The following is a 26,810-nucleotide window of genomic DNA, read 5'->3' as shown; positions in this document are numbered from 1 at the left end:
GATGGTCATTGCGCGGGTCTTCCAGGTCTGCAAAGTATGCGAGCAAGCTCGTTTCGGGTAGCATGGCAGCCTCCTTGTCGTTTGGCTGCCATTGTCCTACATTAGAGTTTCACATGCGATTGCCCTAGACACAAAAAGGGGCGTCTCACCATAACAACGCCCCTTGATCGCTTTATGACTGGCATAGCGTCTTTCACACACTCTCAGTGGCCCAGTCGCTTTTTGAATTCGGCGGTCAGGGCGGGGACGACCTGGAACAAATCGCCGACGATCCCGTAGTGAGCCAGTTTGAAGATCGGCGCTTCAGGGTCTTTGTTGATGGCAACGATCACCCTGCTGGTACGCATCCCGGCCTGGTGCTGGACTGCGCCGGAGATGCCACAGGCGATATACAGGTCCGGGCTGACAACCTTGCCAGTCTGGCCGATCTGATGTTCGTGGCCGATGTAACCGGCGTCTACGGCAGCGCGGCTGGCCCCAACCGCTGCGCCGAGCACGGTGGCCAGCTCTCGCAGCGGGGCGAATCCTTTGGCGCTGCCCACTGCCCGCCCGCCGGCCACAACGATCGCCGCGTCGGTCAGACTGACCTCGTCCTCTGTAGCTTCAAAGCCCTCGATCTTGACAGTAATGGCTTCTTCGGCCAGTACGGGAACTACCCGCCGCACTTCCCCCTGCCGTGTTGCATCCGGCGGCAAAGCTCTGAAGGCCCGTACGCGCAGCGTGGCAAACTGCGTGCCCGCCGCCATCGTGCGCACATCGCTGAGCAGGCGGCCGCCATAGATAGCCCGGCTGGCCCGCAGCGCGCCATCCCTCACTTCCAGTGTCAGGACATCGGCCAGCAGGGGGGCGTCGGCATCAAAGGCGGCGGCGGCCAGCAGTTCGCGGCCCCGGCTGGTGGCGGCGGCCAACACCGCCTGCGGTTCTTCCTCCTGGACCAGCTTTCCCAGCAGCGCCGCGTATGGCTCCAGACGGTAATCGGCCAGAGTAGGATCATCAGCGGCGATCACCTCATCAGCGCCGTAGTGGATGGCTTCCCTGGCCAGCGCATCCACCCCCTGGCCGAAGACCAGCGCCGTCAGCGGGACACCCAACGCCCCGGCGATGACGCGGCCCTGGCCCAGAGCCTCCCAGGACGCCGGGGCGGCCTTGCCTTTGAACTGCTCGATCCAGACGTACACGGCCATGGTTAGATCACCTTCTCCGCTAGCAGCTTCTCCACCAGAGCGGCGACCTGCGCTTCGACTGTGTCGCCGCCGATGATCTCGCACGCGCCTTCACGGGCAGGTGGGAGCCGGAAGCTGCTCACCTGGCTGGCGGGCGCGGGCAGGCTGACTCCCAGCGCCGCCGTATCCCAGACCGGAATCTCGGCCCTGGCGGCCTTACGGATGCCGATGAAGGACGGGTAGCGCGGCTCGTTGATGCCCCGCAGGACGCTGATCACGGCAGGCAGCGGTCCACTGGCAATCTGGCGGCCCTCCTCCAGGGATTGCTCGACACGGATCACGCTGCTGTCAAGGGCCTCAATGTGGGCGACGGCACTCAGCAGCGTCCAGCCGAGGGCACGGGCAGTCTGGAAGATGTGGACATCGCTGGCCTCGTCGGCGGCCTCCTTGCCGAAGATCACCAGATCGACGTCGCCAAGCCGGCGCACGGCAGCGGCGAAAGCAGCGGCATAGCCGCGGCTGTCCAGCCCCGACCAGGCGTCATCCCACAGGCGGATGGCGCGATCCGCCCCCATAGCCAGCGCATACTTGAGGGCTTCGTTATGTTCCTCTGGGCCGAGGGCGATCACGGTAACTATACCGTTGCCTGCTTTGGCCCGCAGGAGGGCCTCCTCTACGGCGTATTCGTCCCAGGGGTTGATCACCAGCGGCGCATCTCCCCAGGAGACGCGCCCATCGGGCGCTACTTCCAGGCGAGCCGCCGTATCCGGTGTGCTGCGTGTACCGACCACGATGTGCAAGGCGCTCCCTCCTCTCTTGCCAGACTGGCTCCAGACGCGCTATGAGGGATGAAGACTCCGCTCCTCGTCTGAGTGGATGCTACCACAGCCCGTCTGTTCGCCACAACGATCGGCACTCCCTTCCGGCAGGCCGCACAGCGCGGTTGCATCTTGCATCGAAGGCTGTTCTGCATTATCCTGCCTGTGCGCCGAATGTGCGTAGAAGGCAGTAGTCTTCGTGGACAAACACGCGCTGGATGGGCTGGCGCTCCTGCACGATCTGGTCCCCTTTCTAGCGATAGACCGGCTTTTTGCCCTGCTTACTGACCGTGCTCTGCCCGCGGAAGCGGACGGCGCGGCGCTCTTTGCTGATATCAGCGGCTTCACCGCCCTGACGGAGGAGCTTTCGGCAGCCCTGGGGCCGGAACGTGGCGCGGAGGAACTCACCCAGCAGATCAACGACACCTTCAGCGGGATCGTCAACGCTGCCAGCCGTTATGGTGGCGCAGTCCTGCGCTTCAGCGGGGATGGCCTCACCGCCTGGTTCGCCGGGGAGGACGCCGCTATGCGGGCGGTCATCGCCGCCATCGCCATGCAGGCTTTCATGCAGGCGGTTATGGCCCGCTACCCCACCCTGCGCCTCAAAGTCGCCATTGGCAGCGGCAACAGCCGCCGTTTCAGCCCTGGCGACCCGGCGGTAGGTCTCTATGATGTCCTGGCCGGGCCGGCGGTGGAGCGGATGGCCCATGCTGCGGAACTGGCCCAGGCCGACCAGATTGTGCTGTGCCCGGTCACTACCGCCGCCATCGAATCCACGTTTGCCTGTACGCCGCTGGCGGATGGTTTCAGTTGTCTGGTCCCGACCATCCTCGCACCCGCCGGTTATGATATCGGCTGGCCGCCCATCCGCTGGCTGGATCATGTTGACCGCGCCTGGTCGCTGGTGGAGACGTGCCGCCCACACCTGCCCGCGCCGATCTATGAACGTCTGCGTGGCGGGCACGGCGCGTATATGGCTGATCTGCGCCTGGTGGCGTCGCTGTTTGTCCGCTTCACCGGTCTGAATTACACCGCGCCGGATGCCGCCGAGCGGCTTGATGCGCTGGTGCGGGTTGCCCAGGCATGCATTGGGGAATACGGCGGCACGCTCAGCGAGGTCGGCGTTGGGGATAAGGGCAGCGAACTGGTGGCCCTGTTTGGCGCGCCGACCGCGCTGGAGAACCCGCCCCAGCGAGCCGCTTCCGCCGCCTATGCGCTCTTGCGGGCGCTGCCCCACGTGCAGACACTGCACATCGGCCTGACCTGTGGGCGGCTGTTCACCGGGACGATCGGCAGCCCGATGCGCCGGGCTTATGCCGCCATCGGCGATGAGGTCAACCTGGCTGCCCGGCTGATGACCCAGGCCGAAGCGGGCGAAGTGCTGGCCAACTACCGTGCTTACCAGATGGCCGATGGCTTCGCCTGGGAGGCGCTGCCGCCGATCCACGTTAAGGGTAAAGTCGCGCCGGTACGCGTCTATCGCCTGCTGGAGCCAAGCCATGTCACCCGACCGCTGGCCGCTACCGGGCGATTTGTGGCCCGCGCCCAGGAACTGGCCGCGCTCACCTGGCTGGCCAGCGCCCATGAAGACGGTCACGCCCGTGTCTTGATCATGGTCGGTGAGCCGGGCACGGGCAAGAGCCACCTGCTGGATCGGTTTGCCGCTATCCTCAAGGAACGCGGGATCACCGGCCTGCTGGGAACGGGGCATAGCATCGATCGCCAGACGCCTTATCATGGCTGGCAGGACATCTTCCGCGCCTTCTTTGACCTCAGTAAGCAGGATGAGCCAGCAGCCAACCGGGAGCAGGTGCTGGCCCGGCTCAACCAGATCGCCCCGGACCTGGTCGATCAGGCGCCTCTGCTTAATGACATCCTGCAACTGGATCTGCCGGAAAGCGATCTCACCACCTCCATGACCCCGGCGGAACGTCACGCCCGGCTGGTTGACCTGCTGGTTGGCCTGTTACGCGCCTGGCTGGCGGAAGACGCCCTGGCGCTGACCCTGGACAACGCCCAGTGGCTGGATACGCTCTCCTGGGACCTGCTGGCCCATGTCGCGGAACAGGCCGCCGATCTGCCGCTTTCCATTCTGGTTGCCATGCGTCCCCTTGAAGGCGACCAACCCGCCGGTCTGCGCCGCCTGGAAGACCTGGCCCGGACGCACCACCTGACCCTGCAGCCCTTGAGCGCCGAGGATTCCCGGCTGCTGGCCGCCGAAGTGCTAGGTGTCACCCATCTCCCGGAGCCGGTCGTTCGCTTTATCTTGCAGAAGACTGGTGGCAACCCATTCTTCATCCGGGAGGTGGCCGCTGTATTGCGGGATAGTGGCGTGCTGGAGATTAGCGGCGGGAAGGCGATCCTCAAGGGCGATCTGGACGATTTGCCGCTACCTGACACCGTGCAGGGTATCGTCCGCCGTCGTATCGACCAGCTTCCCCCGGAGCAGCAGACGTTGCTCAAGGTGGCTGCCGTGCTTGGCCCACAGTTCCGCTTCCGGACGCTGCAGGCCATCCAGCCTCTGCGCCTGAGCGATCGCGCGCTGCGCACCCACCTGGACGCGCTGGAGAGCATGGACCTGCACCTGGTGGAGGACCTCAGGCGCGACGCCATCTATGAGTTCCGCTATGCTATTACCCGCGAACTGGCCTATAGCGCCCTGTCCTTCAGCCAGCGCCGCCAGTTGCATCGGGCCGCCGCGATCTGGTATGAGCAGGAATACCGGAGCAATCTGGCCCCGCACTATGCGTTGCTGGCCCATCACTGGCGGGGAGCCGAGGTCCCGGAGCGCGAAGGGTACTACGCTTATCTGGCAGGGATGCGGGCCGCCGCCCAGTATGCCGGGGCCGATGCCATCGCTTATCTGGAGCGCGCCCTGGAGCTAACTCCCACCGCGCAAACCAGCCGTCGCAGTCAGGTCTTGTTGCAGCTGGAGACGCTGTATTACCTGAGTGGCGCTCAGGCCAGACAGATCGAAACATTGCGTCTGCTGGAAGAGCTGGTTGCCGGGGGCAACATTGCCCTGAAGGCGGAAGTCGATGTCCGCCAGGCTCGCCTTTTCGAGCGGACTTTGGAGCCAGCCTGGTGTGTCACGGCGGCAACCGCCGCTTACGATGCTGCCGCGCGGGCCGGCGACCCGGCGCTGATGGGCCAGAGCCGTGTTTACCACGCTCTGGGGTTGATCCAGCTGGGTCGCTATGAGCAGGCGGTGGCCCTGCTTTCGCGCGCCCATGCGCCGGGTGATGGCAGCCTGGAAGCATACCGGCTGGATGCGCTGGGGGTTGCCCTCAGCCAGCTGGGGCGGTACGACGAGGCCCAGGCGGCTTATGACCAGGCCCTGCTACATGCCAACGCCAGTGGCAACCGCCGGGCGGTGGGCGCTATTCTGGCCCACCTGGCCGATAACGATGCAGCCATGGGCGGCATTGCCGCGGCACGGGAGCGTTGCCGCCTGGCCCTGCGCATCTATGAGACTATCGGCGACCGCTATGCTGAAGCGCAGACGCTGGGCCGGCTTGGCCTGCTGGCGCTGATCGACGATGATCCGGAGGAAGCACGGACGATGCTGGATCGAAGCCGCGACGCCTTCCGGCGTATCCACGATCTGCGCGGGGAGGTTCAGTTGTTGCGGGAGCTTGGGCGTCTTCAATGCGAGTGGGACAGGGGGGCCGATGCCTACCAAGTCTTGCTTGAGGCGCTTGATCTCTCCCGTCAGGCTGGCAACCCGCGTCTGACCGTCCTGAGCCTGCTTGACCTGGCCCGCGCGACTCTGGTGCTGGACAATCCGGCAGAGGCCGATGATCTGCTGGCGGAAGCCAGCCGCCTGAGCGTAACGCTGGATGAGGCCAGCGCCAGCAGCCTGGCGACCGTCCGGGACACGCTGACCGCGCAGGCGGCCATCCGGCAGGGCAGGCGCGTGCCCGCCATGGAGCATATCACCCGCGTGCTGGCGCGGCTGGCCAGTACCCGGTTGGAGACGGTGCCGGACGCCCTCTGGCTGTGCCTGGCAGCCTACGATGTGCTGGATCGGCTGGGCCAGGCCAGCCGTGCCCAGGACTTCATCCGCCAGGCTTATACGCTGCTCAAGGTACGCGCTGCCCGTATCCCGGAAGCCCAGCTGCGCAGCCGTTACCTGCAATCTACCCCGTCCTTCCGCCGGATCGTGGCGCTGGCCGAAGCGCAAGCGTCAGAAGACCGGCGGACTCGTCGTTGAACATGAAAAGACGCCGCCTGTCACAGCAGCGTCTGGATGTATCGGTTGAGGTCCGGGGCAGCGCCCTCAGACCGCTGGCCGCAGGCGTTGACCAACCAGGCTGCCCCGCCACCCTTCCGGCATGGTGAAGCGGTAAAACGCGCGCTCCTGAGCGGACATATCCAGCGGGAACTCCAGGTCGTTGTGCGCTTCCAGGATGCGGTAGCCCTCTTTGATGTAGCTACGCACCGTATGCGGGCTGATGCCCATCTCGTCAGCGGCAAGTTGGGCGGGCATCCCCTCGACCACGCACAGCCGGATCGCCTGCCGGATCCGCTCGGTCATCTCTGGATACTGGCGTGGCGCAGGCAGTACCGTTGCCCGGAATAGCCGGCCGTCAAACAGATTCGCAGTGCGCTCGCTCACGCTGCGCGTGATCACAAATTCATGCTCGGCGGCAAACACAATCGCCCAGCTGATCTGGTAGCGGACATCTCCTTTAAGGAAGTAGCCCCGCGCGCCAGCGTGGGCTGCCGCCGCGACCAGCGATGGATCCACCGCCTGGGCCAGGCACATGAGCATCGTGCCGGGCGCCAGTTCCGCCAGCCGGTGTAGCAGCGCGGCCAGTTCGTGCGCCGTCCCGGCGTGGTCGGCGTCCAGCAGGATCACGTTAGGCCGTTCCGGCGCGGCACAGGCGGCCAAGTAGTCCAGCAGTTGCGCCTGACTTTCCACGGCCTTAATCACGCGGGTGCGGCGGTCGAGCGCCAGATAGCCGGTGATGGCCTGCAGAGCGTAAAAATCGGTGTCCAGTATGGCGACTGTCAGGTTAAACATCGCGCCGCCTCCCCTCTATCCGGCTGCGACATAATATCCCCTCTGACTGTAGTATCGCCCTGTCAACAGTTGTTTCCCTGACAGCGATCTGACGTTTGTCGGCCAGCCGTCGGTCAGGAACCTGACGCCCGCAGCGCCGCCTGCGCTTCCTCCAGCACCTCGACCAGTGCCTGGTGAATGAGGCCGTTGCTGGCCAGGATTTCATGGCCGGTGTACAGCCCATCGGTCCGACCGTTGTAGGTGGTAACCTGGCCGCCCGCCTCGCGAATCATCAGGATACCGGCCAGGAAATCCCACGGTTGCGGCCCGCGCTCCCAGTAGCCGTCAAATCGCCCGCAGGCCACATAGGCCATATCCAGCGCCGCCGAGCCGGTGCAACGCACGCCCTGCGCCCGCCGCAGAAACGCTCCCCATTCCGCCCAGTTGTTGTCCCGCGCGGTGTGCCGGTCATAGGGGAAGCCGGAAGTCAACAGTGCGCCAAGCAGATCAGGCGTGGTTGAAACATGGATCGGCCGGCCATTAAGTGTCGCGCCCTGGCCGCGAATGGCGGAGAAGCACTCATCGCGGCTGGGATCGTAGGTCAGGCCGACGATCGGCTCGCCATCGGCGTCCACAACCGACAGGTTGACCGCGTAGATCGGCAGGCGGTGGGCGAAGTTGGTCGTGCCGTCCAGGGGATCGACGTACCAACGGAAGGGCGCCTCCGCCGTTCCAGTCCCGTCATAGCCGGCGCCCTCCTCACCAGTGATGGCATGATCGGGGAAGGCCGCGCGGATGGCCGCGGTGATCAGCGCCTCAGCAGCCTTATCAGCTTCCGTCACCAGGTTGATGCTCGTCGTCTTGGAATCAACGTCGAAGCCCCTGGCAGCGTAATCCAGCAGGAGCGCGCCGGCCTGCCGGGCGATGTTTTCCGCTGTATCGCGTATCGTCTGAAGCATTCATGTTCTCCTTCGGTGTACCGCAAGACAGGTCAGAGCCGCCAGGATCAGCCGGGCCGTCGCAGGAAATGGGCCACACATTCAATGTGATAAGTCTGGGGGAACATATCAACCGGTTGAACGTGTTGCAGCGCGTAGCCGCGCCGCGCCAGGCGCTTAATGTCGCGGGCCAGCGTAGCCGGGTCGCAGCTCACATAAACCAGATTAGCCACCCCCAGTTCGGCCAGTGTCTCCGGTATGTCCTCATCCAGACCGGCGCGGGGCGGATCGGCGACTGCAGCCTCAAACGGCCCCTCGCCCGCTTCAATCAGGCCCCACAGCACCGGCTCCACGCCGCCCTCGAACAGGTCGACATTATCGAACGCGGCCAGGTTTTCGTCGGCGTCGGTCACCGCCGGGGGGTAGCTTTCCACCGCCGCTACCAGGGCGGCCCGTTCGGCGATGAAGGCGCTGAACAGGCCAACCCCGGCGTACAGGTCCAGCACCGCTTCACCGCCGTGCAGGTCAAGCCGCTCCAGAACGAGGTCGACCAGCGTCCCGGCGATATCCAGATTGACCTGGAAGAAGCCGCCCGCCGTGACGCGAAAGTCGCGGCCCTTGACCCGGTAGCGCGTGTGTGAGTCCCCGATCAGGTTGACCGGCTCGTTGTCGCTGAGCAGCAGGTTGACGCTGACCGGTGTGTCCGCTTCCAACGCGGGAGCGGCGTCATCTACCGTCCGCAGGATCAGCATATCGCGGCCATCGCTCCCGGCGCGGACTTCAATCTGCTGGATGCCGGTCGTGTCTAGGTCGAGCGATTCCAGCAGGGCCATCGCCCGCGGGTGAAGGATATAGCACCACTCGATCGGCTCAATGCGCGCCGGATCGGTGCTGACAAAGCCCAGCCGTCCATCCGGAGCCACATGGAACGTTGCCCGCGCCCGATAGCCCCACGGCTCCGGGCTGGGGATCGTGTCGCCGACCAACCGGTCGGCCCGCTCCACCCCGCCCAGCCGCCTGAGCTGGTCGATGACCACGGCGCGTTTGTAACGGAGCTGGGACGGATAGTTCATATGCTGCAGGTGGCAGCCGCCGCAACGCCCCGGCCCGAAGTGCGGGCACTCCGGGCGGACGCGATCCGGCGAGGCGATCAGTAACTCAACGCCTTCGGCGTTGGCGTAACTGCGCCGATCTTCCACGATGCGGGCGGTGATGCGCTCGCCGGGGATAGCATAGGGGACAAAGATCGGGCGGCCCCGGTAGCGGCCCATCGCCTTGCCACCGTAAACGGCGTCGGTCAGGTCAAGCTCAATCAGGTCTGCGGGCATGGCATCTTGCTCCTTCCGCTGGAAGTATAACGCAGCCGCGCCAGCGGGGCCGGGTGCCAGTACAGGTTGGCGGCGATTGGTCTGCGCAAGACGCCGGAGAGAGGGCGGGGAGGAAGAGGGGCAGCAGCGGGCGACGGGAAAGGCCGGGACGCGCTATAATCGCCGCCCATGACGACTGAATCTGTTGCTGGCGCTGTACTCTCCCATCATCCGCCACGCTTCCCAGCGCTCTACCGCCTCAAGCGCTGGCTGACGGTGGTCAGCCTGTTCCTGTGCACGGTCGCCCTGGTCGGTGAGGGGCTGCTGATCCTGCTCGGAGTCGGAGCCGGGGACGCGATGATCCTGCTGCTGGCGTTCACGGCGGCGTTGGTCGTCCCGCTGGCGATTGGGGCAGTGCTCACCCCGCCGCTATTGGTCGCCGAAGAGGGGCTGATCGTGCAACCGATGTTCGGCCCGGCACGGCTGGTGCCCTGGGCGGCGATCACTGGTCTGCGTCCGTATACCCTGCAGCCGGTTGACGAGCCGATGACACGCCTGCTACTGGGGCGGGCCAACATGCCGCGCCGCGACGGACGCTGGGTGCTGGTGCGTGGGCCGTTTTTCGGGGGGCCATTGCCGCTGAGCTTCCGCCTGGTGGCCTGGCTGACCGGTTTGGGGAACATGGCCGTGTTCGGTATCAGCGACGCCACCCATCGTGGCTATGACTCCTTGCTGGCGGCCCTGGAGGCACGGGTCGGCCAGCAGGCGATCGCTGCCACCGGGCAGGACGACCCGGCCCGGAGGTAGTTACCAGGAAGCTGTTGTACCGGAGTGTCAGGAGATCGATGTCTGTTCAGCCCTCGAACATCCCTGCTGTTGCTCTGATCATGACCGTTGTCAACGAAGGCGCGTCGATGCGCGCCGTGCTGGAGTCAATCGCTGCGCAGACGCGCCAGCCCGATGCGATCGTGATCGTGGACGGTGGCTCTACCGACGATACGCTAGCCATCCTGCACGAATATGCCGCCCGCCTACCGCTGACCGTGATCGAGCGGCCCGGCTGTAACATTTCTGCCGGGCGCAACGCGGCGATCGCCGCCGTCGACGATGCGGCGGCTATCATTGCTGTCACCGACGCCGGGACGCGCCTGCCCGCTGACTGGCTGGAGCGCATCACCGCGCCGTTCGTCGATCCGGCTGTGCAGGCCGTCGCCGGGTTCTTCCATGCCGACCCATACACGCCGTTTGAGGTGGCGATGGGCGCAGCGGTTCTGCCGCTGGCGGATGAGATTGACCCGGCCCGCTTTTTGCCCTCCAGCCGCAGCGTGGCCTTCCGCCGGGAAGCCTGGGCTGCCGTTGGTGGCTACCCTGAATGGCTGGATTACTGCGAAGACCTGATCTTCGATCTCAACCTGACGGCACTATACGGCCCCTTTGCCTGGGCGCCGCAGGCCTGTGTGGCCTTCCGACCACGCAGCAACCTGCGGGCTTTCTGGCGGCAGTACTATCGCTACGCCCGCGGTGACGGCAAGGCCGATCTGTGGCGCAAGCGGCATGCTGTCCGCTACGCGACGTATCTGGTCGGCGTCCCGCTGATACTGGCGCTGGGGTTGGCCTGGGGGCCGCTGTGGTGGGGGGCGTACCTGCTGGGCGGTGCGGTCTACCTGCGGGGGGCCTACCGCCGCCTGCCAGCGGTGTGGAGGTACTACCGGGGCGCTCGCCCGCCTTCATGGCGCGACCGGCTGGCTGCCTGGCTGCTGATCCCGATCATCCGTGTCGTGGGCGATCTGGCCAAGATGGCCGGTTACCCGACTGGCTGGCGCTGGCGGCTGGCCCATCGCCCGCCGTCCTGGCGTGTGCGACCTGAATCCGCCGCTTGACGTTCATGGTGGCCTCCAGCGCTGCGCCTCCGCCTGCCTTTTCTGCTCGTCGGCGCGGCGGCGATCAGGGTACAATAGGCACACATTCTAACCGGCCCGCGCAGACTTTCACCGCACGGGCCAACAGCGAAGCAGGAGAAGGCCGTGGCAAGGCGAAACAGCTCCCTGGTGATGACGGTGCTCATCGAGGCCGCGCGCATCGGCGCGATTGTGCTGATCCTGGATCGTCTGGTACAGCGACGGGAGACGATCTACCACCGCAAGACGACGTTGATCGCCAAGATGGGATCGCGGGTCAAGGAGGTGGCCCTGGAAGCTGTCGAACAGGTCCGGGCCGCCGGCTGGCTGACTGACGGCTCCCTGCAGGATGCCGACTTTGCCGAAGCGCACCTGAGCGGAGCCATGTTCGATGGGGCCGACCTCCGGCGGGTGAGCTTCGTGCAGACGCGCCTGCGCGGGGCGGTCTTCGCCTGGGCCGATCTGCGCGGCGCGGTGCTGCGCGGCGCAGTGCTCAAGGATGCCAGCTTTATCGTGGCTAACCTGGAAGGGGCCAGCCTCTCGGAGGCTGACCTGCGCGGTGCGGTCTTTCGCGGGGCACAGATGACCGGCGCGCACCTGCGCCTGGCCAATCTGTATAGCGCCATGCTGGATGGGGCTGAGCTACGCAACGGCCAGATGAAGATGGCTTTCCTCCGCCGCGCCGACCTCAGCCGGGCCGACCTGCGCGGAGCCGATCTCTACCGGGCCGACCTGCGGGAGGCAGACCTGACCGGCGCCAGGCTGGAAGGGGCCGACCTGCGTGGCGCTGACCTGACCGGCGCCGACCTTAGTGCTGCTCAGTTTGACCCTACCACCATCCTCCCTGATGGAAGCGCCTGGAGCGCGGAAGTCGACCTGGGCCGTTTTACCCGCGCCGATCATCCGGACTACTGGCGCTATGTCCGGCCCCCGGATTGGCCCGCCGCCGTCATTGAGCAGCAGCGCGCCCAGTTCTTTGAGCGGTACGAACAGGAAGCCCAGGAGGCCTGACGCCTATGACCCACCCGCCCGGTATTCCCCCGCTGGTTCTGGCCTCGGTGTCGCCGCGTCGCCGGGAGTTATTGGCTGCCTTTGGCCTGCCCTTTCAGATTATCGCCAGCGGCATCCCGGAAGATTTGCCGCCTGACCTGGACGTGGAGAGCGGCGTTCGCTGGCTGGCCCGCCTGAAAGCGGAAACAGTGGCCGAGACACTGGCCGAAGGGCTGGTCATCGGCGCGGATACGATCGTTGTGGTCGACGGGCTGGCGCTGGGCAAGCCGCGCGACACCGCCGATGCCTGCCGCATGCTGCGCCTGTTGCGTGGCCGACCGCACCGCGTGATCAGCGGCGTGGCCGTCTTTGATGCCGCCAGTCGTCGCAGCGGGGCGGCCAGCGCGGTGACGACGACCGTCTACATGCGCGATTATTCCGACCGCGAGATCGAAGCTTACGCCCTCAGCGGCGAGCCGCTGGATAAAGCCGGCAGCTACGCCATCCAGGGCCAGGGCGGGGCGCTGGTGGAGCGCATCGAGGGCTGCTACAACAACGTGGTGGGTTTCCCCCTGTGTGAGGTGGCGGCTTTGCTGGAAGGCTTTGCCGTCATGCCGGATGGCGCCGGGCCGATCTGCACCACACCCGCCGGGGAACCATGCCCGCGCCTGCCGCGCTGAACTAGCCTTTCCTTAGCCCAGCCGAAAGAGTAGCAACGTCGAGCCGAAAGCCAGCACATCGCCGTGCTTGAGCGGGCAACACACCTCCGGGCGGATGCGCTGGCCGTTGATCCACGTGCCATTGGCGCTATCGAGATCGATCACCCCCCAGCCGCTGCCATCCGGCAGGCGCTCCAACCGGGCGTGAGGCCGCGATACCGAGCGATCTTTGAGGATGATATCGCAGGGGGTGCCGGGCGCTGCCCGCCCGACGACCAGCGTCGCCTGATCCAGCACGAATTCCTCCCCCTCCTGGGGGCCGGCGGTGACTACCAGGTACGGTCGATCCAGGCCGTGCGGTGGGCGGATCAACATCCCGCTGCGCGTGGCGTGCTGCTGTTCCTCAGCAGTCACCATGGCGGAAAACAATAGCTCTGGGACAAACAGACGGATGACATCGCCGCTGGCCAGCGGATAAGGGCTGTCTATGCGCTGGTCGTTGACAAAGGTGCCGTTGGCGCTGCCCAGATCGGCGATCATAAAAATGCCGCTGCGGTAGGTAATCACGGCATGGCGGCGGGAGACATGCCGCTCAGCTACGCAGATATCGTTGTTGCGGGAACGGCCAATGCTAGCGGTAGCGCCTTCCAGCAGGACATAGCAATGCAGTTCACCGGTGGCCTGATCATGCCAGGTGACCTTGGCCAGCGCCTGAGGCTCATCCGGGATCATGGCGTCCACTGTTGCACAACGCTCCTTGCCCGGTCAGGACTGTGACCCGGCGGGCAACTCGCCCGGCGCCACCTGAATCACAGCATTCCAGGGCAGGTAATGGCTGAAGAAGTGATCTTCCCGCTCCAGCCGTCCATCGCGGAAGACCTGCCGGGTGACGGTCACATCCGCGCCGTCTACCGCCCATTCTACCTGCCGCGTCTGGCCGGGGGCCAGCTCGGCGTTTTCCTCGTAGACTGTCGGGCCATGTGGCGTGACGTTCTCGATGCGCGGCCCGATCTTGTTCACCACACGCCCGACGCTGGTGCTGTAGAACTTGAACGTGATTGTGGCGTTTTGCGGGTTGGTATAGGTCTCGATCAGCAGGTGATAGGGGGTGTCATTCAGGAAGCGGAAGTCCACCAGCGGCGAGAAGACGGTCGCATCCATGCCCACGCCTTCGCCATACTCGTAGTAGCCGACACGGTAGCCATGCGGGTAGCGCTCCAGGATCGGATACCCGGCGTAAAACGCTGCCTGAAAAGCCGTTGTGCTGACCTGGCAGACCCCGCCGCCAACACCCTTGATCGTCCGCCCACCGTAGATGATGAACGACTCCTCGAACCCTTCTTCCGCGCTGACATCGCCCAGCCAGCGGTTGAAGGAGAATTCCTCGCCGGGCGGGATGACCAGCCCGTGGAAGCGAGAGGCGGCCTGGGCGATGTTCTGCTGGCGGGCAGCGCCCGACCCCAGGTAGTAGGTGGTTGCCTGCGCGATCAACTCGGTGATGCCCAGTTCGGCGGCTGTAGCGCCTGAATGGACAGCTGGCACGATGTACCGGAAGGCCAGCGCCACCTGCCGGGGCGCGCCCGGCTCCGGGGGTGGCATGAAAAGGGCGCGCTCAATCGCCGCCAGCGACGCTTCCACATCCAGTTCGCGGCCATTGACGCTGGGCGCGATCACCTCCAGCTGGCGCGTTTCATCGTTGAACACAAAACGCGCTGGCTGCGGCTGGATGGTCAACTGCGGCGCGATCCCATTTAAGAAGCTGGCGAACTGCTCCGGATTGAGTCCGACTTCAACCGTTGCCGTGCCGTCAGCGGCCATCACCCGCCGCACTTCCAGCATGGCGGCGATATTCTCCACCGTGGCTACCCATGGCCCTGCTTCAGCGCCGGAGGATGTGTCTGCATACAGCGAGAGCGGGCCGGCGAGCGCAGCGCGCAAACGGGCTTCTGGCTCCGCTACCGACAGGATTGCCGGGGGAGTCTCCCGGATGGTCAGCGGGATTTCCGCGCCGGTCTGTAGCTTGAGCACTTCCTGGCGCAGGGCAGCCAGCGCCGCCGGGATATCCAGCGTCCGGCCAATCTGCCCTGGCGTGCTGATCACGGTGGCGCCCTGCAGGGAAAGCATCGCGTCGCGGACGGGGCGGTCGATCTCAGCGGCGATGGCCTGCAACGTGGCTTCCGCCCGCGCCTGGTCAAAGACGACGATCGGGGCGACCGTTCGCCCGTTGAGCCACAGATCGGCCTGCGTGAGCAGGTTTTCCGGCAACGATCCTTCTCGGCCCAGGCGCATGGCAGCCTCTACCGTCGCCGCCGCATCCAGGGAAACGCCGAGTTCTCCGGCGGTATATTGCCAGAAGCGATCACCATCGCGGAAGGTGAACACAGCCTGCTCGTCGTAGACGAAGCGGTCGTCCAGCAGGCGGGCGGCCTGCGGCGCCGAGAGGCCGCCTAGGTCCAGCCCGAAGGCCGAGACGCCGGGGTAGACCCTCCCGGTATAGCGCACCTCGAAAGCGGCTACAAACAGGGCGAAGACGATCAGCAGCAGTGCCAGACCGGTCAGCACCAGCATCGGCAGGCGCAGAAGCCACGGGCGCAGTCCGGTGCCGCGTGCGGTAACCACCCCGACCGGCTGGGTGTCTTCCAGGCTGGCGGCGGAGGCAAGACCGGTTGGGGTGAAGGGGGGCGTTGTCATAAACGGCCGTTTCCTGTCTGCTTCCAGTACGTCCTCATCCGCGGTGTGAATTGCAATGGTAACACCTCCGGTCAGCCCCGACAACGTTCTTGCTCCCGGCGCAACTCCCCGCCGCTGGAGGACGTATATATAAGCGGTGATCATCTGGCGGCAGCGCCAGGCCAGTAGGGGGACAACCATGACCAAGAAAGCATCCGAAATGGCGTGCGCCAATTGCCCGATGCGGGCCAAAGCCGAAGCTAATCCCAATACGTTCCTGGCGCGGCTCTGGCGTTTCCATACCAGGTTTTGTCCCGGCTGGAAGGCCTACCAGAAGGCGCTGGCTGCGGAAGCCGCCGGTAACCGGGCCGACTTCAGCTAGCGGGCGCCCCAATTCCGGCACAACAGGCCGGAAAGCCAGAAGCGCCGGCGCATCAACCGGCGCTTCTGAATCACAACTTTCAGCAGGCAGCCACCACTGGCGGCTTACAGCTGATTCTGCACCGCGATCGGGTTGGCGGGCAACAGGACCGCCTGCCCGTTGACGACCGTCTGCCAGAATGGCATCCAGCCAACCCCAAACAGTTCCAGATAGATGTTCTTCTTGAAAGGCGTGATACGGTATTCCTCCGCTTCAGCGGCCACCCGCGCCCACTTATCGTTGACAGCGCGCAGGGCGGCCTCCATCTCCCGCGTGGTTTGCTCGATCTGATCTTCCAGGGTGGCGATCTCTTGCTCCGATTCGCGCAGGTCGACTTCTGCCTGGCGGCTGTAACGCTGCGTCCGGCTGTAGCGGCTGAGCGTGTAGGTCGTCCGCCCGCGGAACAGGCTGAGCGCGGCCTCGCCGGCGGTGAAGAGTTGTTCGCGCTTGCGATCGGCCAAATCAGCGCGGTCGGCTTCCAGCTCGCGCACCTCCCGTTGCAGGCGCTCCTCCAGCCGATCTAACCTCGCCGCGTACTGCGCCGTCACCCGGTCAACCTCTTCGTCGCGTCGCTCGCGCACCAGCGCCTGCAACATCACCCGGAAGTCGCGGCGGCTGGCGTCCGGGTCGCTGAAGACCTTGAGCGTCGGGCTATAGAGGACGACCAGCGACGCTGTATGGAAGATTTGCTCGACCACTTCGTTCTGCAATTCCCGCAGGCGCTTTTCATCGGTCAGGGCGGGCGGCAGGGCTGCAAAGATGGCCTGGGCGGCGGGCGTCTGGGCCAGCGTAGTCGGGTCGACCGGCGCGGCGACATGCTGCTCCCAGTGAATCAGCCCCATCCGGGGCACATCCGGGACGTGGTAGGCCACCTGGCGCACCGTGTTGACGCCGGTCCGCCGATCCAGGTAGCGCACCGACGCCTGAGCCAGCAGGAAGGGACGGTACACCAGGGTTGTCACCCCGGTTTGCTGGGCCAGAAAACCGAACTGGCGCTCCCAGTTGGCCAGTGCCGTGCGGGCCGGGATCGTCCCCGGCAGGAAGTACTGGGCGATGCTAGAGGGCAGCACCGGCGCCCCGCCGGATGCACCCGCCGGAATTGCCGGACGTGACGCCTGAGTGCGCCCGATCGGCTGGGTCAGATCGGCGCCCCCGCTGCCCGGCAGAGTCTCCGGGCGTGCCGCGACGCCGGGCGGCAGATCCTGTTCCGGGAGGATCGTAGGCGGCGGAGTTATACTGAGCGGTTCCGTTTCCGGCAGGCTCGGCGGCGGCGCGGCCAGCGGCTCAGTCTCCGGCAAGCTGGCTGGCGGCGGGGTGATGCCGGGTCGGGCGGAAGTCACCGGCGCGGTGGCTCCCTGGGTGGGGGGCATGTAGCCGCCACTGCCGGGCAAAGGTATCGCCCGCTGGCGCAGCTTTGCCCGCTTGGCTGCCATCAGCGTGCTGATTTGCTGACGGGTCAGCGGCCCGCGCAGGTAGCTCATCGCCCAGCGGGTGTGGAACAGCAGCGGCCCATTTTCCTCGTGGACGTTGTGCATCAGGAAGATGCGGGGAGCCAGCTGCTCGATCAGATCGCCCACCTGTCGGACGGTATAATCGGCCCGCACACTGGCCAGCGCTTCCAGGCCGGTCATGACTTTCTTCTGGTCATTCTCGGTCTGCAGCTTGCCGATGAACCAGGTTCCGGCGTTGGCCAGCCCTTTATAGTCCAGATCGCCAGGGTTCTGTGTAGCCAGGATCAGGCCCAGCCCAAAGGCGCGCGCCTGCTTGAGTAAACGCAGGATCGGCTCCTTGGTTGGCGGGTTATAGGGGTGCGGCGGGAACATGCCGAACACCTCATCGATGTACAGCAGGGCGCGCAGGCTGGTCGTGCCGGAGAGCGTCCGCAGCCAGGCCAGGACATTCTCCAGTAACAGGGTGATGATAAACTGGCGCTCGGCATCGTTGAGGTGAGCGATATAGAACACGCTGACCCGCGGCTTGCCTTCGGCAGTGAAGAGCAGGCTCCGGACATCCAGCGGCTCGCCGGTCAGCCACGACTGGAAGGATGGCGCGGCGATGATGTGGTTCAGCTCCATCGCCAGCTTGAAGCGCTCTTTTTCCGGGAAGAAGGTATCGACATCAAAGACGCCCAGCTTCTGGAAAGGCGGCTGCTGCACCTGGATGATCACGTCTTCCAGGGTCAGGCCCTGGCCCTGCCGCCAGGCGTGTTCAAAGATGTTGGCGATCAGGACGTGCTCACGGTCTTTGACCGGTTCCACCTGGCGGCCCACCAGGGCCAGCAGGGCGGTGACCATCCCGGAGATGCGCTCGCGGTGCGCTTCCTCGTAGCCGGCCCAGCCCTCGCGGGGGGCCTGCATGGCATCGAGGATGCTCACCGGCAGCCCGGAATCCGAGCCGGGGGTGTAGATGCTAAAGTCGGCGGCGTGCTTGAGCCATTTCACCCGGTCGGGGACGATGTGCCAGTCCGCCAGACCCTTGCGCCAGCGGGTGGCCACCTCCGCCGCGTAGTCGTCGATCTCTTTGCCCGCCCGCCGGGCGTCATCCAGATTAACCCAGGGCGCAAAATCAGCCGGGCGCAGGTCGGGGAAGGTCAGCAGCAGGTTGGTGATGTCGCCTTTGGGATCGATGATGATTGACGGGATGTTATCCAGCGCTGCCTCTTCCAGCAGGTCGATGCACAGACCGGTCTTGCCGGAGCCGGTCATGCCGAGCACGACGGCGTGGGTGGTCAGGTCGCGCGAGTCGTAGTAGACGATCTCGTCCAGCACCTTTTGAGCGCGGGGATCGTAGCGACGACCGAGGTAAAACGTCGTTGGGGCTTCGATAAAAGGCATACGGCACTCGTTTCACACTCACCAGGCTAGCACGGATTTTCTATGGCTATGATAGTACAACCCCATCCCTTTGACCAGCCAGCCACGGTGTTAGGCTCAGGGCGCGACAGGCGTCACCGTGCTGCAATCGATGCCCTGCGGAACGCGCCCTTCGGCAAAGCGGCGCTGGTATTCGGCCAGGTAACTTGCCGCGATCGCCGGATCCTCGATGATCATCAGGTTCTCGTCATTGGTTTCGGTGGCGCTGCCGGAGAAGTTAAACGAGCCGATGATCGTGATCTGGTCATCCAGAATGATGACTTTGTGGTGCAGCATATAGGGATTGCCATCCTGGCGGACATCCAGCCCGGCGCAGAAGAACTTGGGCAACTCACTCCACTGGGTGATACTGCCGGTGGTTTCCACAACGCCCTCGACATGCAGACCATCAGCGACGCGCCTGAGCACCGCCTCGCCCAGGGCGTTTTCTGTGAACGAGAAGGCCATGAACTTCATCGAGGTCTGTGCGGCATTGACCTTCTCGATGATCCGGTCAATGACACCATCCTCCGGCGCAAAGTACACCTCAAGCGGCACGTTGTTGACGATCACGCGCGGATTGGGCGTATTGGCTGGCGAGGTCGGGCCAAAGCGGCGATCCTGGAACATCTCGTTGAACTCGACCTGATAGTCCTCGGCGACGCGGGCGCTGCGGACATGCACCAGATTGTTGTTATTGCGGTAGGTGTCGTTTACCGTCAGGTTGTAACTGCCGGTCCAGACCTCGCTGCTGTCGATGATCACGAACTTATTGTGCATCAGGCCATTGCGTCGATCGTCCACGATCGGGATGCCCGCCTCGTATAACTCGTCCAGCAACGTGTCGTCGGGGTCGGTCACGAATTGCAGCCGGATATCCTCTTTGGCGCTGCCGGTAGCGGCACGGTAGCGTTCGTACAGGGCGATATCCAGTCCATGTTCGTTGTCGGTGACCAGCCGCACACGTACGCCCTGGCGATGCCGGTCGAGCAGCGCATCGGCGATGGGCCGGCTGTTCAGCTCAAAGGCGGCCACATCGACCGTCTGCCTTGCGCCGCGGATAGCCGCCGCCAGCGTCTCTTCCAGCCCGCCTGCATACGTGGATCGGTCACTGCTGCCGGTTGGCGCGGTGAAGAACACGCTCAAGGGCGCGGCCAGGTCGTTCCCGGTTTCGGCGGGCGCCAGCTCGGTTGCTGGCGGCGGGAACAGCCCCAGCAGGTCGTAGCCAGTCAACTGGGCGATGATGGCCAGGCCCAGCAGGATTGCTCCAAGGATGCCGCCCAGCGTTACCTGTGTGGATCGGCTGGTCAGGCGGCGGGAGGTGGTCTTCTTGGTCATGATTCTTCGTCGGCCTCCGGCGGTGTAAACGGATCAGGGGCGCCGGAAGTCTCCGGCAGGGTGGGAGGAAGCGGGCCAGCGGGCAACATCCCCGGCACTGGCGGCGGCTCAAGGCGCGCCGCCAGCGGAGGCGCTTCGATCGGTTGCGGCGCGGGCGGGGCAACCAGCGCCTCCGGGATTTCCGGGGCAGGCAGCGGCGCCGAACTACTCGGCGGCGCCGGTTCCTCGGGCAGGGCCGGTTCTCCCGGCGGCGCTGGCTCAGCCGGCGCAATCATCGCCAGCACGCGGGCGATGACCTGGGCGTTGTCCAGCGTGGCTTGCTCCGCCATGAAGGAGTCTCTGTCCGCTTCGCTGGAAAGCAGGCGCTGACCCGCACCGGGCAGGCGCTCGCCCAGCATGGTCAGGCGGTCCAGTTCTGCGCGGACCTGCTCAGTGTCGCCTTCGGCGCGTAGCCGGATCAGGCGATTCATGCGCATCATCAAGCGGCGCAGGTTGTCTAACGCTTCGTCCAGCATCTCCGGCGAGGCCTGTTCAGCCGCCTGCCGGGCCAGCCGGGCGACCTGGTTGGCTCCCCACTGGAGCAACGGCTCAGCTTCTGCATCGGTCAACTCTTCGCGCAGGCCGGGATCGCTGAGCAGCGATGCCGCAGCGCGCGATGCCAGTTCCTCAGAATCGAGTCGTGCTTCCGGCATAGGCGCTTCCCTCCTGCTCACCAGCAGTCCGCCCTGATTGTAACACGACCCGCCCGCAGAAGCCGGAATGTCCGTTCTATTCGCGCCCTTGGATGAGGACAGAGATGCCAGAGTCAGATGACCCGCTGGGTCTCCGTCTCCTCTACCGCCTGCTTTTCCGCAATGATCGGCGTGCGCCGCGACGGCAACGCCCGGCCGGTGCGGTGATGTTCCAGGATAATCCGCACCGCTCGATCATACGTGAAGTAGTTCCAGACCCAGTTGACCAGCACGTTGAGCCGGTTACGGAAGCCCATCAGCCATAGCAGGTGCAAGACCAGCCAGGCAAGCCAGGCCACGTAACCGCGCAACGGGATGCGGTTATAGAGCCAGGCTACCGCCCGGCTGCGCCCGATAGTCGCCATCATGCCCCGATCGCGGTAGCGGAAGGGCTGCGGCTGTTCGCCACGAATCTGACGCAGGATGTTGCGGGCGGCCAGGATGCCCTGCTGCTTGGCCACCGGAATCACCATCGGATATGGGCCATGCTCATCTTCGACCTGGGCCATATCGCCCACAACATACACTCCCGGCAGGTCGGGTACTTCCAGCGTCGGGCGCACGGGCACGCGCCCGCCAGGGGCCAGCGGCACGCCCAGCGCCGCCGCCAGCGGCGAGGCTTTCACCCCTGCCGACCAGATCAGCGTCCGGGTCGGGATCGCCCGGCCACTCTTCAAGCGGATCATGTCGCTGCTTGCTTCGACGACCGGATCACCCAGCACGACTTCCACGCCCAGCGAACGGAGCTGATCGAGCGCGGCTTGTCGCAGCGGGGCGGGATAGGAGGCGAGCAAATGGTCAGCCGCTTCGACCAGAATCACTTGCGGTGTGATCGGTCGCTCAAGCCGGGAGTATTCCTGCTCCAGAATCCGGCTCACCAGTTCATGCAAGGCTCCCGCTGTCTCCAGGCCGGTCGGCCCGCCACCCACCACGACCAGCGTTGTTGCGGCGGCACGGGAGGCCGGATCATCAGACCAGGCGGCCTGCTCAAACTGACGCAGGATGTGGTTGCGCAGTGCCACCGCTTCCGGCAGATCCTTCAGGCCCAGGGAATGCTCGGCCACCGCCGCCAGACCGAAGTAATGGGTCACGCTGCCCGCCGCCAGAATGAGGTAATCGTAGGGGATGGCGCGCGTTTCGCCGCTGGCCTGTACGATGGCCCGGCGACCAGCGGTGTCGATCGCCTCCACCTCGCCCATCAATGTCCGCACATTGGGCGTATGGCGGAAGATGGCGCGTACCGGATAGGCGATCTCGCCGGGGTCAAGACCGGCTGTGGCAACCTGATACAGCAACGGTGTGAAAGTATGGTAGTTGTGGCGGTCGATGAGGATGACATCGACAGCCTGGTTTGCCAGCGTCCGGGCGGCGAACAGGCCGCCAAAGCCAGCGCCGACGATCACAATCTGCGGGCGGGGTTGGGACGTCATGGGGCGCTCCTTTCCGGGCTTAAGCGGCTACTCCGGGTCAGTCATTATTCAGACCTTTCATGTGAACTTTATCACAATAAGTATCAGAACAGCGTTAGAAGCCCGTGAGAGGATGTTGAGAAACCCGAACAGCATGGGCAGAAGGGAACCAATCCAGCAGGCATAGCATGCCTGCTGGCCGGCTACCGCTGCGATCCTGTACCCGCCCGGCGCTAATCCAGCGCAGCCAGGGTCTGCTGTACCTCAGTCAGGATTGCCGGGTGCAGGGCAGCGTTGGCGGCTACTACGGGGGCGAAGCGCCCAGCCCATTCGCTACCATCGGGCAGGGAGAGCCGCCCGCCTGCTTCCTGGATCATCAGCCCTCCAGCGGCGCTGTCCCATGGCCTGAGCGTCAGGTGCACATAGCCGTCCAGCCAGCCCGCCGCGACATGGGCCAGCGAGAGCGCCGCCGCCCCCATCGAGCGCACTGTCCTGCTGAGCAGCGCCAGACGGTTGAAAACGGCCAGTCCCCGGCGGCGGTCATCCTGCTGGCGGGCCAGCGCCACTTCCAGCACGGCCTCCGCCAGGTCGGCACGTTCGGAGACATGCAACCGCCGGTCATTCAGGTAGGCGCCCTGGCCGCGCTCCGCGTAAAACAGGTGGTTGCGGTTGGGGTCGCAGATCGCCCCACCGATCAGCGTCGGCCCGTGCAGCACAGCCACCGAGACACAGTAGTGCGGGATGCCACGGCTGAAGTTCGTCGTACCGTCCAGCGGGTCAACCAGCCACCAGATGTCATCCGGCGGCTGCCAGGCCCGAACCGCCACGCCAGAGGGATTCTCCTCACTGACGATCGGCTGGGTGGGGAAGGCGGCCCGGATCACAGTGAGGATGGCCTGCTGGGCGGCGTAGTCAGCATCAGTGACATCGTCGCGGAAGCCCTTGCTGGTGATCTCGCGTGGCCTGTCGCGTACGGCCTGCGCAGCCTCCGCTCCCTGCCGTGCAGCCTCGATGGCAACCCCGATCACGGATGTGGTCATGTGCTTGCCGAATCTTTCCGCCGCCCTAGCCCTTCAGGCCGGTTGTCGCGATGCCCTCGGTGAACTGTTTCTGGGTGAAGAAGTAGACGATCAGGACAGGCAGCAGGGAGATCACCGCGCCGGCCATCATCAGGTTCAGCTCGACATTGACATCTTGCTGGAAGGCGTAGAGACCATAGGAAATCGGGCGCCATTCCGCCGCCTGGGTTACCAGAATCGGCCAGTCCAGCGCGTTCCACGATTCGAGGAAGGTGAACAGCACGATTGTAACAATGGCGGCGCGGGAGATCGGCACAACCACCTGGAACAGGAAGCGGGTGTGCCCTGCGCCATCGATGCGTGCCGCGTCATACAGCTCGTCCGGAATCTGGCGGAAGAACTGGCGCAGCAGGAAGATGCCGAACGTGCTGGCCAGCCAGGGCACCGTCAGACCAAACCAGCCGTCGATCCAGCGCAGGCCCAGAGTCCTGGCAATGTCGGTCAGACCGATGCTGGCGTAGAAGTTGTTGAACATCTCGTTCAGGCTGACGACCGTCAGGTAGTTGGGGATCAACTGGATGGTCGACGGGATGAACAGCGTGGTCAGAAACAGGCCGAAAAGCAGGTCGCGCCCCGGAAATTCCATCCGGGCGAAGGCATAGGCGGCCAGGATGGAGAACAGCGTTTGCCCGACTACAGTCAGGAAGGTCATCATCACGCTGTTGAAGAAATAGCGGCCAAAATTAGCCCGTTCCCAGGCAGTGATGTAGTTGACCACGCCGCCGCGCAGAACCCGGTTCTCGTCCAGCAGCCAGTAGGAATCGCGGGCCTGCGCATATTCGCGCCCGGTCATCTCCAGGTCGCTCCGGCTGATCGAGTCGGTTGCCTTCACAAAACTGGGGATGCCTTCGCTGAGCCGGGTGTCCAGTTCGCCATCTTCGTAGCTGAACAACTCGAAGATCGCCTGATCGCTGATCACCTTGCCGGATTGCGTTTCCCCCAGCGACATCAGGGACACACTGATCATCCACAGAAAGGGCACGATCGAGGCCAGCGCCCCGATGGTCAGCAGGGCATAGGCCAGAATCTGGACGAAATCCACGTAGATACGCGGGCCTCGCAGCGGCGTCGAAACTGTGCCAGCGGCGGCAGGGGAAGATTGCGCCTGATCAGCCATAGAACACCCGCCCCTTGGAGACCTCATTCTGCACCAGGGTCAGAATCAGGATGATCCCGAACAGGACAAACGCCATCGCCGAGGCGTAGCCCCACTGGTTGAACTGCCAGAACTGCACGAAGATGTATACGCTGGTGGTATCCGCCGTACCCCGCGCCGCCGCCTGCCGCATCACGTAGATGTGGGTGAAGGCCCGGAAGGTGCCGGTGATGCTGAGGATGGTCAGGAAGAAGGTCGTCGGGGAAAGCAGGGGGAAGGTGATCCGGCGGAAGGCCTGCCAGCGCCCGGCCCCGTCCACTTTGGCCGCTTCGTACAGATCGGCGGGGATCGCCCCCAGCCCGGCCAGGAAGATCACGGCGTTGTAGCCGGAAAAGACCCAGATGTTGTACAGGATGATCGAGATCAGCGCCAGGCTTGGCCCCACCAGAAAATCCGGCAGCACCACGCCGGGGGTGATCCGTTCGGCGATGATCTGGAAGATGCCTTTGGATTCCAGCAGCCAGGACAGCGGATCGATGCCCAGCAGGCCCAAGGCGCGGTTGGCCAGGCTATAGGGGCGCGACGAGAAAATGATGCCGAAGACAGTCGCCGTGGCCACTGTCGGCGCGACATAGGGCATGAAGTAGATCATCCGGTACAGCGATTTGCCCAGCCGCACTTCGTAGAACAGGAGATAGGCCAGGAACAGCCCCAGCGAAAGCTGGATGGGTACCGTACCCAGCGCATAGGTGGTGGTGATCAGCAGCGACTGGAAGAACTGCGGATCGCCGACAGCCATCGCCTGCGGCAGCTCCCCGATCAGCAGCCAGCCAGCGACCGCCAGCAGGATTGCCAGCACGAGCAACCGCCCTGTGCCAGGCGTCACATGTTGCTCGGCGGCCTCCTGCCACAGGCGGTAAGCCACAAACATGATGAAAAAGCCAAGCGAGACAGATACCACCTGCGGCCACGCGATCAGATCGTTGGCCAGGTCAACGCCTTTGGGTGTGCCGTACTGGGTGCGGAAGGCGTCGCGGTCCAGGCCGGTCAACTCGCGGCCTGCCGCTTCAACATCGCCACGCTCCAGGTCGCGCACGGCGCTGGCCGCTGCCTGATCATACTGAAAAGCCGCGATCAGGAAGATCAGCGCGCCAATGGCGATCAGCACCAGCACGACTGTCATCCAGCGCAGGACGCCGCGCATCCAGTCGCCTGTGTAGTCGTCAGGCAGGCGGGGCCGCGCCCAGCGCACAATCAGCACGCCGCTTAGGGCGACGCCCAGAATCGCTGCGGCGAGCATCTGCGAGCCAAGCGAGGGCAGGTACAGCTGCGGAGCCAGCACACTGATCAGGTCAAAGGCCAGGGCTGAATCCAGCAGAATCTCACTGATGGTGAAGGCGAACAATCCCAGCGCCAGCAGGCTCAGCAGGCTGAATTGCCAGGCTTTGAGGCCGTAATGCGCCTCGGAATACGGCTTCTGGAAGCGGCGGGAAAACCAGCGCTGTAACCCCCCGCCGAGGACCAGCAGGCCCAGACCAGCCAGGATCATTTCGTTGATTCCGGCGGCAAAGCCTAGCGAAAGCGCGATCACCCCCACAGCTAGCGTGAAACCCGGCAGCAGGAACGGGTAGAAATCGCCCTGGCCTTCTGCCATTTGTTGCCGGGCGCTCCGCAGCGTGCGGTAGGCCCCGTAGGCCAGCAACGCGCTCAGCAGAAAGGCCAGTACATAGGCCCCGTTGCCCATCGCCCGCACATACTGATCCAGACCCAGGAAGTTATGCGTGCGCGCCCGCCATTGATGCAGGCTGACGAAAAAGCCAAAAACGACCGGCCAGATGCGAAACATCAGGGTGATGATGGTGGCTGGCGCGACAAACAAAAGGGCCAGCAACGCCTCCTGTCGCCGACGTCGTTGCTTGCCCAGCCGCAGTTCCCGCTGCAACTCCTCGTTGGATGATGCCGCAGTTGCCATTGGATGGTGATCCCTGTCGTGCTTCTGGAGCGAATGTTACCGCTTTGCGGGCAGGGCGCGCTCCGATCTTCCCGCCCTCAGGCGCGACAAGCCTGTGCCTGGCAGCTATCGATCCTGTCGGTGATCCTGGCCCATCAGCACAGACTCGCACACTTCGACCGGGTGACGCCTGCCACGGTTGAGTGCATTGCGTTCATTGTAAAACCAAAGCGGCCAACCGACCAGTTCTCCGGTCGGACAGGCGCGGACCGGAAGAAGAGGCCGTGAGGCCGGGAGGGCAGGACTGTCCTGCTCCCTGTTCCAGGCGCTCTGTTCTGGGCTTACCTGGCGTTTTCCTGGTAGTGTATCTTTCGCGGTTGAAATTCAGATGCCGGTTGAAGGTTGCCCATCTACGCACCAAATCGCATGTGTATTTTCTCTCAAAATGACACGCGACTTCATTCTGTTGCAGGAACATGAAAACC

The 26,810-nt window shown here is 64.8% G+C and carries 20 protein-coding genes; 6 read left to right on the top strand and 14 right to left on the bottom strand.

Features of this window, described 5'->3' with window-relative positions; genetic code table 11:
- Window positions 1-203 precede the first annotated feature (203 nt).
- Both HPY64_16680 and HPY64_16675 read right to left on the bottom strand, forming a co-directional pair.
- Window positions 204-1,184, bottom strand: coding sequence for an electron transfer flavoprotein subunit alpha/FixB family protein (locus HPY64_16680; protein NPV68771.1), 981 nt, complete (start codon window positions 1,182-1,184; stop codon window positions 204-206).
- Between the two features lie 2 nt (window positions 1,185-1,186).
- Window positions 1,187-1,963 (bottom strand): electron transfer flavoprotein subunit beta/FixA family protein, encoded by a 777-nt coding sequence (locus HPY64_16675; protein ID NPV68770.1) that lies wholly within the window; start codon window positions 1,961-1,963, stop codon window positions 1,187-1,189.
- 217 nt (window positions 1,964-2,180) lie between these two features.
- Here HPY64_16675 and HPY64_16670 point away from each other — a divergent pair, with 217 nt between their 5' ends.
- Entirely contained in the window at window positions 2,181-6,194 is a 4,014-nt protein-coding gene (locus HPY64_16670) for an AAA family ATPase (protein ID NPV68769.1), read from the top strand.
- A 66-nt stretch (window positions 6,195-6,260) separates the two neighbouring features.
- On the opposite strand, the gene HPY64_16665 is transcribed toward HPY64_16670, so the two are convergent.
- From HPY64_16665 to HPY64_16655, 3 genes are all read right to left on the bottom strand, one after another.
- Window positions 6,261-7,007, bottom strand: a complete 747-nt coding sequence (locus HPY64_16665; protein ID NPV68768.1) for a response regulator transcription factor — start codon at window positions 7,005-7,007, stop codon at window positions 6,261-6,263.
- Window positions 7,008-7,120: 113 nt separating this feature from the next.
- A complete protein-coding gene (locus HPY64_16660) occupies window positions 7,121-7,945 on the bottom strand; it encodes an inositol monophosphatase (protein ID NPV68767.1) in 825 nt (274 codons plus the stop codon).
- Between the two features lie 47 nt (window positions 7,946-7,992).
- Window positions 7,993-9,252 carry a class I SAM-dependent RNA methyltransferase gene (locus HPY64_16655; GenBank protein NPV68766.1) on the bottom strand — a complete coding sequence of 420 codons (1,260 nt, stop codon included), beginning with the start codon at window positions 9,250-9,252 and terminating at the stop codon, window positions 7,993-7,995.
- A gap of 168 nt (window positions 9,253-9,420) precedes the next feature.
- On the opposite strand from HPY64_16655, the gene HPY64_16650 reads away from it, so the two are divergent.
- The 4 genes from HPY64_16650 to maf all read left to right on the top strand — a co-directional run bounded on the left by HPY64_16650 (window position 9,421) and on the right by maf (window position 12,799).
- A complete protein-coding gene (locus HPY64_16650; GenBank protein NPV68765.1) occupies window positions 9,421-10,038 on the top strand; it encodes a hypothetical protein in 618 nt (205 codons plus the stop codon).
- 38 nt (window positions 10,039-10,076) lie between these two features.
- A complete protein-coding gene (locus tag HPY64_16645) occupies window positions 10,077-11,111 on the top strand; it encodes a glycosyltransferase (protein ID NPV68764.1) in 1,035 nt (344 codons plus the stop codon).
- Between the two features lie 144 nt (window positions 11,112-11,255).
- Window positions 11,256-12,140 carry a pentapeptide repeat-containing protein gene (locus HPY64_16640; protein NPV68763.1) on the top strand — a complete coding sequence of 295 codons (885 nt, stop codon included), beginning with the start codon at window positions 11,256-11,258 and terminating at the stop codon, window positions 12,138-12,140.
- Between the two features lie 5 nt (window positions 12,141-12,145).
- A complete protein-coding gene (gene maf / locus HPY64_16635; protein ID NPV68762.1) occupies window positions 12,146-12,799 on the top strand; it encodes a septum formation protein Maf in 654 nt (217 codons plus the stop codon).
- A gap of 12 nt (window positions 12,800-12,811) precedes the next feature.
- Here maf and HPY64_16630 read toward each other — a convergent pair whose 3' ends face one another.
- Entirely contained in the window at window positions 12,812-13,519 is a 708-nt protein-coding gene (locus HPY64_16630) for an FHA domain-containing protein (GenBank protein NPV68761.1), read from the bottom strand.
- A gap of 24 nt (window positions 13,520-13,543) precedes the next feature.
- Window positions 13,544-15,469, bottom strand: a complete 1,926-nt coding sequence (locus tag HPY64_16625) for a hypothetical protein (protein NPV68760.1) — start codon at window positions 15,467-15,469, stop codon at window positions 13,544-13,546.
- 178 nt (window positions 15,470-15,647) lie between these two features.
- Between HPY64_16625 and HPY64_16620 the strand changes: the two genes are divergently transcribed.
- Window positions 15,648-15,830 (top strand): hypothetical protein, encoded by a 183-nt coding sequence (locus tag HPY64_16620; protein NPV68759.1) that lies wholly within the window; start codon window positions 15,648-15,650, stop codon window positions 15,828-15,830.
- Window positions 15,831-15,934: 104 nt separating this feature from the next.
- Here the strand turns inward: HPY64_16620 and HPY64_16615 are convergent, their stop codons facing one another.
- The 7 genes from HPY64_16615 to HPY64_16585 all read right to left on the bottom strand — a co-directional run bounded on the left by HPY64_16615 (window position 15,935) and on the right by HPY64_16585 (window position 26,346).
- On the bottom strand, window positions 15,935-18,703 hold the full coding sequence (locus HPY64_16615) for a DUF87 domain-containing protein (GenBank protein ID NPV68758.1): 2,769 nt from the start codon (window positions 18,701-18,703) through the stop codon (window positions 15,935-15,937).
- Window positions 18,704-18,799: 96 nt separating this feature from the next.
- Window positions 18,800-20,059 (bottom strand): DUF1669 domain-containing protein, encoded by a 1,260-nt coding sequence (locus HPY64_16610; protein NPV68757.1) that lies wholly within the window; start codon window positions 20,057-20,059, stop codon window positions 18,800-18,802.
- Window positions 20,056-20,751, bottom strand: a complete 696-nt coding sequence (locus HPY64_16605) for a hypothetical protein (protein ID NPV68756.1) — start codon at window positions 20,749-20,751, stop codon at window positions 20,056-20,058. Before HPY64_16605 ends, HPY64_16610 begins: the two co-directional genes overlap by 4 nt.
- A gap of 113 nt (window positions 20,752-20,864) precedes the next feature.
- Window positions 20,865-22,220, bottom strand: a complete 1,356-nt coding sequence (locus HPY64_16600) for an NAD(P)/FAD-dependent oxidoreductase (protein ID NPV68755.1) — start codon at window positions 22,218-22,220, stop codon at window positions 20,865-20,867.
- A gap of 212 nt (window positions 22,221-22,432) precedes the next feature.
- A complete protein-coding gene (locus HPY64_16595) occupies window positions 22,433-23,239 on the bottom strand; it encodes an inositol monophosphatase (GenBank protein ID NPV68754.1) in 807 nt (268 codons plus the stop codon).
- Between the two features lie 25 nt (window positions 23,240-23,264).
- Window positions 23,265-24,395, bottom strand: a complete 1,131-nt coding sequence (locus HPY64_16590) for a carbohydrate ABC transporter permease (protein NPV68753.1) — start codon at window positions 24,393-24,395, stop codon at window positions 23,265-23,267.
- Window positions 24,388-26,346: a sugar ABC transporter permease gene (locus HPY64_16585; protein ID NPV68752.1), complete on the bottom strand. Its 1,959-nt coding sequence runs from the start codon at window positions 26,344-26,346 to the stop codon at window positions 24,388-24,390. The genes HPY64_16590 and HPY64_16585 overlap by 8 nt, the downstream gene beginning before the upstream one ends.
- Window positions 26,347-26,810: the final 464 nt, after the last annotated feature.

It is taken from the genome of Anaerolineae bacterium (genome assembly GCA_013178165.1).
In the GTDB taxonomy this organism is placed as follows: domain Bacteria; phylum Chloroflexota; class Anaerolineae; order Aggregatilineales; family Ch27; genus Ch27.
Note: the sequence above shows the minus strand (reverse complement) of the source record. Positions and strands in the feature narration are given on the sequence as shown.

Excerpts from the sequence above, each read along its gene's own strand:
- HPY64_16680 (NPV68771.1), bottom strand. The coding sequence starts at position 1,184 with ATGGCCGTGTACGTCTGGATCGAGCAGTTCAAAGGCAAGGCCGCCCCG.
- HPY64_16665 (NPV68768.1), bottom strand. The coding sequence starts at position 7,007 with ATGTTTAACCTGACAGTCGCCATACTGGACACCGATTTTTACGCTCTG.
- HPY64_16660 (NPV68767.1), bottom strand. The coding sequence starts at position 7,945 with ATGCTTCAGACGATACGCGATACAGCGGAAAACATCGCCCGGCAGGCC.
- HPY64_16655 (NPV68766.1), bottom strand. The coding sequence starts at position 9,252 with ATGCCCGCAGACCTGATTGAGCTTGACCTGACCGACGCCGTTTACGGT.
- HPY64_16650 (NPV68765.1), top strand. The coding sequence starts at position 9,421 with ATGACGACTGAATCTGTTGCTGGCGCTGTACTCTCCCATCATCCGCCA.
- HPY64_16645 (NPV68764.1), top strand. The coding sequence starts at position 10,077 with ATGTCTGTTCAGCCCTCGAACATCCCTGCTGTTGCTCTGATCATGACC.
- maf (NPV68762.1), top strand. The coding sequence starts at position 12,146 with ATGACCCACCCGCCCGGTATTCCCCCGCTGGTTCTGGCCTCGGTGTCG.
- HPY64_16625 (NPV68760.1), bottom strand. The coding sequence starts at position 15,469 with ATGACAACGCCCCCCTTCACCCCAACCGGTCTTGCCTCCGCCGCCAGC.
- HPY64_16620 (NPV68759.1), top strand. The coding sequence starts at position 15,648 with ATGACCAAGAAAGCATCCGAAATGGCGTGCGCCAATTGCCCGATGCGG.
- HPY64_16615 (NPV68758.1), bottom strand. The coding sequence starts at position 18,703 with ATGCCTTTTATCGAAGCCCCAACGACGTTTTACCTCGGTCGTCGCTAC.
- HPY64_16610 (NPV68757.1), bottom strand. The coding sequence starts at position 20,059 with ATGACCAAGAAGACCACCTCCCGCCGCCTGACCAGCCGATCCACACAG.
- HPY64_16605 (NPV68756.1), bottom strand. The coding sequence starts at position 20,751 with ATGCCGGAAGCACGACTCGATTCTGAGGAACTGGCATCGCGCGCTGCG.
- HPY64_16600 (NPV68755.1), bottom strand. The coding sequence starts at position 22,220 with ATGACGTCCCAACCCCGCCCGCAGATTGTGATCGTCGGCGCTGGCTTT.
- HPY64_16595 (NPV68754.1), bottom strand. The coding sequence starts at position 23,239 with ATGACCACATCCGTGATCGGGGTTGCCATCGAGGCTGCACGGCAGGGA.
- HPY64_16590 (NPV68753.1), bottom strand. The coding sequence starts at position 24,395 with ATGGCTGATCAGGCGCAATCTTCCCCTGCCGCCGCTGGCACAGTTTCG.
- HPY64_16585 (NPV68752.1), bottom strand. The coding sequence starts at position 26,346 with ATGGCAACTGCGGCATCATCCAACGAGGAGTTGCAGCGGGAACTGCGG.